Genomic DNA, 10497 nt, shown 5'->3' with positions numbered 1-10497 from the left:
ACCGCGGTCGCCGACCCCGTGGACTCCACCGTCACATCGGTCCTGGACGGGATGACGCCCCATCGCCTGGTGGTGGCCGACGGAATCGAGCGGACGACGTACTCCAGCGACTCCCAGCCCGTCGTCGTCCGTGTCGCGGTCATCGACCCCGACGAGGGCGCGGTGTCGGTGCGCAGCACGGTGGGCGCGGCGGTCGGCGTGAAGGAACGCACCACCGCGATGCTCGACACCGTCGGCACCACCTCGGCCGACAAGCCGTATGCCGGCGTCAACGGTGGGTATTCCGTCGCCTACAAGGACCAGGACGCCGCCGGCGACGGGATCCTCGAGGAACGGTCGATCCCCATGGTGGCCTCGGTCCAGGAGGACGTCGTACAGGGAGCCTCCTGCACGAGCGGACAGAACGCCGTCGTCCTCCAGCACGGCCGGCCCCACTTCACCAAGATCACGACCACGCTGGAGATCACGTCCGACGGGGGCACCGCGGGCGACCGCACCGATGACGCGACGCGCACGGTCGACGGCCTCAACCGGTACCCGGGCTGGATCACGTTCTGCCGGCAGGGGCCCGACGACAGGTCGCTTCCCTACCTCAAGGACGCCAACGGGCAGCCGGTCCGGGACGCGGGCGGCAGGATCCAGTACCTGGACGAGAACGGCAGGGTGATCAAGAGCGGGCCCTACTACGAGGACGACAGCGAGGTCGTCGTCTTCACCTCCGCCTACGGTCAGAAGACCCCGTTTCCCGGCCACACGCCCTGGGTGAAGGCGGACAACGCCGAGGGGGTCGAGGTCGCCGTCGACGCCAACGGCTACGTCATCAGCAAGACGGCCAGGCGGGGCGGCACCACCATCCCTGTGAACGGCATGGTCCTCCAGGGCATCGGCACGACGCAGAGCGGCGACGAGGCCGGGGCGAAGTGGCTGGACGAGCACGCGAAGGTGGGAACGAGGCTCGTCAGGGAGCAGCACGCCACGGACATCGGCTTCAACACCGACCCGGCCGACGACGAGGACCTCGACCTCGACCCCGCCCACCCGTCCATCGACGTCGTCAACGGTACCCACCTTCTGATGCGCAACGCCGAGGTCGTGGCGCCCGAGGAGGGCGGCAACGAGAGGCCGGACCCGCGTACCGCGATCGGCACGGACGGCTGGGGGCGCACCCTCTTCGTCACCGTGACGGCCAAGAACCAAGGCGAACGCCTCGGTGTGCCGATCCACGACCTGGCGAAGATCATGCAGGATCTCGGAGCCGTCGACGCGCTCAACCTGGACGGTGGCGGTTCCACCACGTTCGTCGTCGACGGCCAGGTCAAGAACGTGCTCGCCGACCCAGGAGGAGTCGAACGGCCCGTCTACGACAGTGTCTACGCCGGGCGAGGCGGACACGGGCTGCCGGCGATCGGCGACTGACACACCCTCACCCGCAGGACTACCGGGGCGCGTTCGGCGCCGCGGTCGGCGAGGCCCGGACGATCGAGTCGTCCGGGCCGGCGCCGGGGCCGGTGCCTCCCCGGCGTGGCATCGGGCGCCGCAAGCCGCGCATGATCGTGGGACACCGCCCTCGCCTCGGCCGGCGACTGGCGTCCATCAGGTTTTACGTATAACCTCTCCCGCTAATCAGTGCTCCCGAAAGGCCCCGATGTCCCGTATCGCCCTGGTCACCCTCGTCGTGGACGACTACGACGAGGTGATCCGCTTCTACACCGAAGCTCTCGGCTTCCGCCTCGTCGAGGACGCGCCGCGTCCGGACGGCTCCCGCTGGGTCGTCGTACGGCCGGGAGAGCATCAGGACGGCACCGGCCTCCTCCTCGCCCGTGCCAAGGGTGACGCCCAGCGCGCCCGGATCGGCGACCAGACCGGCGGCCGCGTCGGCTTCTTCCTCCGCACCGACGACTTCGCCCGCGACCACGCCCGGATGCTCGGCGCCGGCGTGACCTTCCTGGAGGAGCCCCGGCACGAGCCGTACGGCTCCGTCGCCGTCTTCCAGGACCTGTACGGAAACCGCTGGGACCTGCTCCAGCCCGCCGACTGAGCCTTCTCCCTGCCCAGAACCGCCCCGCTCAAGGAAAGAACCGCCATGACCGCTACGCGTGTAGACGCCGATGTCCTCCGTCGCCTCCCCAAGGCCGTCCTGCACGACCACCTCGACGGCGGCCTGCGCCCCGCCACCGTCGTGGAGCTCGCCGAGGCGGTCGGCCACACCCTGCCCACCACCGACCCCGACGAGCTGGCCGCCTGGTACTTCGAGGCCGCCAACTCCGGCGACCTGGTCCGCTACATCGCCACCTTCGAGCACACCCTCGCCGTCATGCAGACCCGCGAGGGCCTGCTGCGCACCGCCGAGGAGTACGTGCTCGACCTGGCCGCGGACGGCGTGGTCTACGGCGAGGTGCGCTACGCGCCCGAGCTGAACACCAGGGGCGGGCTGACGATGAGCGAGGTCGTGGAGACCGTCCAGGAGGGCCTCGCCGCCGGTATGGCCAAGGCGGCCGCCGCCGGGACGCCCGTCCGTGTGGGCACACTGCTCTGCGGCATGCGGATGTTCGACCGTGTCCGTGAGGCCGCCGACCTGGCCGTCGCCTTCCGTGACGCAGGCGTCGTCGGCTTCGACATCGCCGGCGCCGAGGACGGCTTCCCGCCCGCCGACCACCTGGACGCCTTCGAGCACCTGCGCCGCGAGAGCGTGCCCTTCACCATCCACGCCGGTGAGGCCCACGGCCTGCCCAGCATCCACCAGGCGCTGCAGGTCTGCGGCGCCCAGCGCATCGGCCACGGCGTCCGCATCACCGACGACATCGTCGACGGCAAGCTCGGCCGCCTCGCGGGCTGGGTCCGCGACCGCCGGATCGCCCTGGAGATGTGCCCGACCTCCAACCTCCAGACCGGCGCCGCCACCTCCATCGCCGAGCACCCGATCACCGCCCTGAAGGACCTCGGCTTCCGGGTCACCCTCAACACCGACAACCGTCTGGTCTCGGGGACGACGATGACCCGCGAGATGTCCCTGCTGGTCGAGGAGGCGGGCTGGACCGTCGAGGACCTGCGCACCGTCACCGTGAACGCCCTGAAGAGCGCGTTCGTCCCGTTCGACGAGCGCAGCGCCCTCATCGAGGACGTCGTCCTGCCGGGTTACGCGGCCGCGCTCTGAAGGAGCCCGCGCACATAGGCGGCCTGTCCGACGTGCTGGAGATCGTCGGACAGGACGCTGACCAGCCGTACGCCCAGACCGACCGGCGGGTCCCAGCGCTCGTCCACGATCCGCTCCAGGTCCGCCGCGGTCAGCCCGCGCAGCGCCTGCAGGGTCTGTGCGTGGACGGCGTCGTAGTAGCCGGTCAGCAGGCCGGCCTCGGAGACCTGCACCCTGGCGACCTTCGCCGCGCTGTGCCCGTACCCGGTGTCGCGGCGCGGCAGGTCCAGGCCGAACCGTTTCTCCCAGTCCTGGGACAGCCACACCTGGTCGAGCTCGAAGGCGTCGGCGATGTGGTCGTCCTGGACACGGGTGAGGTGCCAGACCAGCCAGGCGATCGAGTTGGTCTCGGCGGTGGGGCGGGCGTTGAGGTCGTCGGGGTCCAGGCCCTCGACGGCGGCGTGGACTTCTTCCTGGATGCGGCTGTAGCCGTCGATGAGGATGTCCTTGGCGTGCATACGTCCACCATGGCGCACCCGCCGTCCGGTCGCCGCCTTTCGGCCGGACCCTTACGCGTTCTCCGCATCGAGCAGCGCCATCAGCGCCCGTGCCGCCGGGCTCGTCGCCTGCGGGGGCGGCAGCAGGGCCACGGTCTCGTACACCACCTCGCCCGTGCCCTTCAGGGGCAGGGCGGTGAGGGCCTCCCGCTTGTGCTGGAAGTGGCGGGGCACGACGGCGACGCCGAGGTTCTCGCCCACCAGGTCGAGCAGGCTGTGCACGTCGTTGACCTCCAGCGCGACCGTGCGGCGGGCGCCCGCGGCGGCGAAGGCGGCGTCGGTGGCGCGGCGCGGGCCCCAGTCCGGGTGGAAGTCGACGAACACCTCGTCGGCGACGTCGGCCGGTGTGAGCGCGGCCGCCGCGTCGGCGAGGCGGTGTTCGGGGTGGCACAGCACGTACATCGGCTCGCAGGCCAGCGGCACGGAGCGCAACTGGTCGCTGTCCGCCTGGGTGCGGTAGGCGAAGGCCAGGTCGAGACGCCCCGCCGCCACCTCCTCGGCCAGCGCGCCCGAGCCGGACTGTCTGAGCCGGATCTCCACGTCCGGATGCCGCCGCCGGAAGGCGGCCAGCAGCCCCGCCACGTGCACGCCCGCGATGCACTGCTCGGTGCCCACCGCGAGCGTGCCCCGCACCACGCCCTGCACGGCGGCCACCGCCTCGTGGGCCGCCCGAACCTGCGCCAGGATCCGCTCCGCCTCCGCCAGCAGCGCCCGGCCGGCCTCCGTCAGCGTCACCCGGCGGGTCGTCCGGACGAACAGCGGCGCCCGCAGCTCCCGCTCCAGGGCCCGGATCGACGCCGACAGGCCCGACTGGGAGACCATGAGGCGTTCGGCGGCCCGGGTGAAATGCTGGTCCTCGGCGACCGCGACGAAGTGCTGGAGGTGGCGCAGTTCCATGATTGAGAAGCCTATCCGCTGAATTCCATCGGATTCTTCTGTTGGACCACTACCCGCAGGTCGCGCCAGAGTGGGTGGCGGTTCCCGTGAACCGATCTTCCGAGCCAACCCCTCATGGAGTCGCGTTGTACACCGCACACCCCGACCGCTACGCGGACATGCCCTACCGGCGCACCGGACGCAGCGGCCTGAAGCTTCCCGCGCTCTCGCTCGGACTGTGGCACAACTTCGGCCCGGACCGGCCGGTCGAGACCCAGCGGGCCATCCTGCGCCGCGCCTTCGACCTCGGCGTCACCCACTTCGACCTCGCGAACAACTACGGCCCGCCGCCCGGCGCCGCCGAGTCCGCGCTGGGCGAGTTCCTCAGGGCGGACTTCGCGCCGTACCGCGACGAGCTGGTCATCTCCACCAAGGCCGGCTATCTGATGTGGCCCGGCCCGTACGGCGAGTGGGGTTCGCGCAAGTACCTGCTGTCCTCCCTCGACCAGAGCCTGAAGCGGATGGGGCTCGACTACGTCGACATCTTCTACTCGCACCGCCCCGACCCGGAGACTCCCCTCGAGGAGACGATGGGCGCCCTGCACTCCGCGGTCCAGCAGGGCAAGGCGCTGTACGTCGGCGTCTCCAACTACTCGGCCGAGCAGACCCGTGAGGCCGCCCGCATCCTCGGCGAGCTGGGGACCCCGCTCCTCATCCACCAGCCGCGCTACTCGATGCTCGACCGTCGCCCCGAGAGCGAGGGCCTGCTCGACGCCCTGGACGAGCTCCAGGTCGGCTCCATCGTCTTCTCCCCGCTGGAGCAGGGCCTGCTCACCGCCCGCTACCTCGACGGCATCCCCGAGGACTCGCGGGCGGCGAGCGACAGCCCCTTCCTGAACTCGGACGCGGTCACCGAGGAACTGGTCGCCAAGCTGCGCGCCCTCGACGAGATCGCCAAGTCCCGCGGCCAGTCGCTGGCCCAGCTCGCCCTGGCCTGGGTGCTGCGCGGCGGCCGTGTCACCTCCGCCCTGGTCGGCGCGAGCAGCGCCCGCCAGATCGAGGACAGTGTCGGCGCGCTGGACAACCTGGACTTCGACGCGGACGAGCTGGCCCGCATCGACGCGGTGGTCAACGGCTGAGCCTTTCTTCCGGGGCACGACCACGCGGGAGCGAGCCGTGATCCGAATGGGCTTCCGTGTGGGGCTGCGGTGAATTCCGCGTCCACTTTTCCGCCGGCGGTCATCGTGTCCTCCGCCCGCGGCGATCTTTTCCGCCTTGCCGGGAACAGACCGCCGCGGGCGGCGGAATTCACCGCTCCCTTTCCGGCCGGAGGACATCCGCTCCGGTCAGGGCGCTGACCTCGGTCTGCGTCGATCCCGTACCGAATCCCGCGCCCATCGCATTTCGGCCAGGAGCGGCTGGCGAATATGCCAGGAGACTGGCCGGAAAGTCATGGTGACAGTGTTTCAGTAGTGAACATACTCGAACGTCAGGGGGCAGTTCACCCCACAGGAGCCGCACGGAAAGCGAGGCCGCACCGGCAGGCGAGCGACGGGGGAGAAGGTCGTGCACGACGAATTCCTGTGCCATGTCACCGCGTACGGCGTCTGCGACGGCCGGCGCATCGGCGTACCGCTGGGCACCTACCGTGCGCCGACGCTGGCCCTCGCCCTGTGGTGGCTGCGGGACCGGGCCTCCTGGATCGCCGAGCGGCTCGACCCGCAGCCCGACGACGCGCACTTCCCGCCGAACGCCCTCGTGCCGGTCGCCGAGACCGTGCCGGACGTGCCCGGGGTGCTGCGGGCCTGGTGCGCCGACATGGAACAGCAGGAACTGGTCGCCGACGAACTGGCCGGCGGGCGGCTGGTGCGGATCGCCGCCAGCGACGACACCACGGAGTACGAACTGCTCGCCGAGTCCGTCGACGCCCTGCGTATGCAGCGGACCATCCCGGCGCTCGTGCTTCCCGTCGGCTGACACATGACAGAGCGGCCCCGACGGATCTCCGATGGGGCGCACTGGGGTGCGAATCGATAGAATTCCGGCATGGCGGAGCCGCCTGTCGCCTCGACCGCGCCCGAACTCGTGCTGGAGACCGAGACGGGCTCCATGGTGATGGTTCCGGACCACCCCTACCGCGTCGGCCGTGACCCGCTCAGCGACATCGTCCTCGACGACGCCCGCGTCTCCTGGCACCACGCGGTCCTGCGGCCCGACGGCGACCACTGGATCCTCGAGGACGAACACAGCACCAACGGCACCTACGCCGACGGCCGTCGCGTCCACGCCTCGGACGTCGGCCCCGGCACCGTGATCCACTTCGGCAGCCTCACCGACGGCCCCCGCGCCGTCCTGACCGGCCGCCCGCCTCCCTCGCCGGAGCGGCCCTCCGCGGTGTCGCACCCGGAGGCGACGGGAGCCTTCCGGGAGCCCACCAGCGTCCGCCCGCTGCCCGCCCGCACCGTGCGCATCGGCCGCGCCGCCGACAACGACCTGGTCATCGACGACCTGGTCGTCTCCCGCCGGCACGCCGAACTGCACGCCCTGCCCGACGGCACCTACGAGATCACCGACCTCGACAGCCACAACGGCACCTACCTCAACGGCCTGCCCGTCACCACCGCCCCGATCGGCCCCGGCGACATCGTCGGCATCGGCCACTCGGCGTTCTGCCTGGTCGGCCACGAACTCCAGGAGTACGTCGACACCGGCGAGATCTCCCTCGACGTCCAGGGCCTCACGGTCGCCGTCGACCACGGCCGCAGACTCCTCCTCGACCACGTGTCGTTCCCGGTGGGGGAGAAGTGCCTGCTCGCGGTCGTCGGCCCCAGCGGCGCCGGCAAGTCCACCCTGCTCAACGCCCTCACCGGACAGCGCCCCGCAGACCACGGCACGGTCGTCTACGACGGCCGCGACCTGTACCGCGACTACGCCGAACTGCGCCAGCGCATCGGCCTGGTCCCGCAGGACGACATCCTGCACGTCCAGCTCACGGTGCGCAGCGCCCTCGGCTACGCCGCCGAACTGCGCTTCCCGCAGGACACCGCGAGAACCGAACGCGAGGAGCGGGTCGAGGAGGTCCTCCGCGAACTGGGCCTGGAGGAGCGTGCCGACCAGCCCGTGCACAGCCTCTCCGGCGGACAGCGCAAGCGGGTCAGCGTGGCCCTGGAACTGCTGACCAAGCCGTCGTTGCTCTTCCTCGACGAGCCGACCTCGGGCCTCGACCCCGGCATGGACCGCTCGGTGATGCACATGCTGCGCGGCCTCGCCGACGACGGCCGCACCGTCATCGTCGTCACCCACAGCGTCCTCAGTCTCGACGTCTGCGACCGCCTCCTCGTCCTCGCACCCGGCGGCAAGGTCGCCTACTACGGGCAGCCCGACGACGCCCTCGCCTTCTTCGGCTTCGAGCACTGGCCCGAGGCCTTCGAGGCGTTCGACCGGGACCGCGACCGGGACTGGGCGGGGGAGTACGCCGAGTCGCCGTTCCACCGGCACTACGTCGTCGCCGCCAGCGCCCAGCCCGACCTGCCCCGCGAGGGCCCGGTCATCCTGCTGCCGCCGCCCCGGCCCCGCAGCCGTGTCGCCCAGCTCGGCACCCTGGTCCGCCGCTACGCGACCGCGCTCGGCGCCGACCGCACCTTCCTGGCCATCATGATCGCCCTGCCGTTCGTGATGGGCGCGATGGCCCGCGCCCTCGCCGGCAGCCGGCTCACCCGCGACACCGCGATGAACGCCCTGCTGATCCTGTGCGTCGGCGGCGTCCTCACCGGCGCGGCCAACGCCGTGCGCGAACTGGTCAAGGAACGCGTGATCTACCAGCGCGAGCGGGCCGTCGGCCTGTCCAGATCGGCGTACCTGATGTCGAAGGTCGTCGTCCTGGGCGCGGTCACCGTCGTGCAGGCGGTGGTGCTGACACTCGTCGCCCTGCTCGGCGTCGACCTCGGCGCGCCCGGCGGGAAGGGCGTGCTGATGCCGCCGCTGCTCGAGATCACCATCGCCGTCGCCCTGCTCGCCTTCACGGCGATGATGCTCGGCCTGCTGGTCTCCGCGCTCGTGCGCAAGGAGGAGGTGACGATGCCGCTGCTCGTGCTGCTCGCCATCGTCCAGGTCGTCTTCTGCGGCGCGCTGCTGTCGCTGCACGGCGTGCCCGGGCTGGAGCAGCTGGCGTGGCTCGTGCCCTCCCGCTGGGCGTTCGGCGCGATGGCCGGCACCGTCGGCCTGGCCCGGATCGTGCCGGGCGGCCTGGCCGCGGACCCCCTGTTCGAGCACGCGGCGCGCGTGTGGCTGCTCGACGTGGGGATGCTCGTGGTGCTCTCGGTCGTCTTCGGGTTCGTCGTCTCCCGCCTGCTGCGCCGGCACGAACCCGCCGTGATGCGGAAGTAGGCGCGATGACGACCCCCGGCTTCCGGCCCACGCACGTCGTCCCCCAGCGGGGCATGCCCTCCTGGGAGGCCCCCGACCCCGCCCGGCCCAGCGTCCCCCTCGACCCGCTGCTGCCCGTGCGGCTCGTCGAGCGGCACGGCGACTGGGGACATGTGCTGTGCGCCAACGGCTGGTCGGCCTGGGTGGACGGCCGTCACCTCGTCGCCGTACCCCAGGATCCGCCCCTCGCCGACGCCGACCTCACCACCGTCACCGACCCGCGCCCCTTCCTCGGACGCGCCGAACAGGCACTCGCCCGCTACCGGGCCGCCGTCGAGGAACTCGCCGGCGGCGCCCTCGACGGCGAGACCTTCCGCAACCGCACCCAGGGCCTCAGGATCGGCGTGGTCGTCGACGGCGAGTCCATGTGGCTCTACGACCCCGCCCAGGGGCGCTGGCTGTACGGCGACGGCACCCGACTGAGCACCTACGCGGCCGACGACCCGCCCACCACGACCCAGGACGCCCGCACCGGCTCCCGGACCGTCGCCCCCGACGGTGACCCCTGATGGACCGCGAGACGAGCCTCTTCGCAGGCGGACCCTCCGAACTCGTCGGACGGCAGGTCGCCGGCTACCGCATCGAGGCCGAGATCGGACGCGGCGGCATGGCCGTCGTCTACCGCGCCCGCGACCTGCGCCTCGACCGCACCGTCGCCCTCAAGCTGCTCGCCCCGGAACTCGCGCGCAACGACACCTTCCGCGACCGCTTCACCCACGAGTCCCGGGTGGCCGCCGCGATCGACCACCCGCACATCGTGCCGGTGTTCGAGGCCGGCGAGACCGACGGCCTGCTGTACATCGCCATGCGCTACGTCGCCGGCCGCGACCTGCGCCACCTCCTCGACAGCCGGGGCGCGCTGCCGCTGCCGACCGCCGTCCGCATCGCCACGCAGGTCGCCTCCGCGCTCGACGCCGCCCACGAGCACGGCCTGGTCCACCGGGACGTCAAACCCGGCAACATCCTCGTCGCCCGCGGCACGGACAGCGACCACCCCGAGCACGTCTACCTGACCGACTTCGGCCTCACGAAGAAGTCGCTGTCCCTCACCGGCTTCACCACCGTCGGCCAGTTCGTCGGCACCCTCGACTACGTCGCCCCCGAGCAGATCTCCGGCCGCCCGGTCGACGGCCGCTGCGACGTCTACGGCCTCGCCTGCGTCGCCTACGAGACCCTCGCCGGCCGCCCTCCCTTCCGCCGCGACGACGACATGGCCCTGCTGTGGGCCCACCAGTACGACGAGCCGCCCCCGCTCACCGAGTCCCGCCCCGACCTGCCCCCGCGCGTCGACGAGGTCTTCGCCCAGGCTCTGGCCAAGACGCCCGACGCCCGCCACGCCACCTGCCTCGCCTTCGCCGGCGACCTGAGGGCGGCGGGATCGGGCGGCCCGCGGGCGGGGCACCCGCCGACGGAGGTGAACCTCCCGGTCGCGGGGGGCGGACCGCCCAAGCCGCCGCCGAGGTGGGCGGCGCCGGTGTTCGGCCGGGGCGACCGAGGGTGAGGGAT

Annotated in this window: 10 protein-coding genes; 8 read left to right on the top strand and 2 right to left on the bottom strand. The window is 71.8% G+C overall.

The window, feature by feature from the left end:
• The 3 genes from ACPT94_RS28990 to ACPT94_RS28980 form a co-directional block, all read left to right on the top strand.
• Positions 1-1416, top strand: a 1416-nt coding sequence (locus ACPT94_RS28990; RefSeq protein WP_425247196.1) for a phosphodiester glycosidase family protein, incomplete at its 5' end; no start/stop codon positions are given.
• Positions 1417-1645: 229 nt separating this feature from the next.
• Positions 1646-2038 (top strand): VOC family protein, encoded by a 393-nt coding sequence (locus ACPT94_RS28985; protein WP_360339307.1) that lies wholly within the window; start codon positions 1646-1648, stop codon positions 2036-2038.
• Between the two features lie 45 nt (positions 2039-2083).
• Entirely contained in the window at positions 2084-3154 is a 1071-nt protein-coding gene (locus ACPT94_RS28980) for an adenosine deaminase (RefSeq protein WP_360339304.1), read from the top strand.
• Here the strand turns inward: ACPT94_RS28980 and ACPT94_RS28975 are convergent.
• The gene (locus tag ACPT94_RS28975; protein ID WP_360339301.1) at positions 3136-3651 is read right to left on the bottom strand and encodes a mycothiol transferase; all 516 of its coding nucleotides are present in this window, start codon (positions 3649-3651) and stop codon (positions 3136-3138) included. The genes ACPT94_RS28980 and ACPT94_RS28975 overlap by 19 nt on opposite strands.
• A gap of 51 nt (positions 3652-3702) precedes the next feature.
• Complete coding sequence (locus ACPT94_RS28970) at positions 3703-4587, bottom strand: LysR family transcriptional regulator (RefSeq protein ID WP_360339298.1); 885 nt, start codon at positions 4585-4587, stop codon at positions 3703-3705.
• Positions 4588-4712: 125 nt separating this feature from the next.
• Between ACPT94_RS28970 and mgrA the strand changes: the two genes are divergently transcribed.
• The 5 genes from mgrA (at position 4713) to ACPT94_RS28945 (ending at position 10492) form a co-directional block, all read left to right on the top strand.
• On the top strand, positions 4713-5705 hold the full coding sequence (gene mgrA / locus ACPT94_RS28965) for an L-glyceraldehyde 3-phosphate reductase (RefSeq protein WP_360339295.1): 993 nt from the start codon (positions 4713-4715) through the stop codon (positions 5703-5705).
• A gap of 427 nt (positions 5706-6132) precedes the next feature.
• On the top strand, positions 6133-6543 hold the full coding sequence (locus tag ACPT94_RS28960; protein ID WP_360339292.1) for a hypothetical protein: 411 nt from the start codon (positions 6133-6135) through the stop codon (positions 6541-6543).
• Positions 6544-6612: 69 nt separating this feature from the next.
• Entirely contained in the window at positions 6613-8952 is a 2340-nt protein-coding gene (locus ACPT94_RS28955) for an ABC transporter ATP-binding protein/permease (RefSeq protein WP_360339289.1), read from the top strand.
• 5 nt (positions 8953-8957) lie between these two features.
• Positions 8958-9500: a hypothetical protein gene (locus tag ACPT94_RS28950; protein WP_360339286.1), complete on the top strand. Its 543-nt coding sequence runs from the start codon at positions 8958-8960 to the stop codon at positions 9498-9500.
• The gene (locus tag ACPT94_RS28945; RefSeq protein ID WP_360339283.1) at positions 9500-10492 is read left to right on the top strand and encodes a serine/threonine-protein kinase; all 993 of its coding nucleotides are present in this window, start codon (positions 9500-9502) and stop codon (positions 10490-10492) included. The genes ACPT94_RS28950 and ACPT94_RS28945 overlap by 1 nt, the downstream gene beginning before the upstream one ends.
• The last annotated feature ends 5 nt before the right edge of the window (positions 10493-10497 follow it).

The sequence above is a fragment of the Streptomyces aurantiaciflavus genome, from assembly GCF_049808595.1.
Classification (GTDB): domain Bacteria; phylum Actinomycetota; class Actinomycetes; order Streptomycetales; family Streptomycetaceae; genus Streptomyces.
This window is presented reverse-complemented; position numbering and strand designations above follow the sequence as displayed.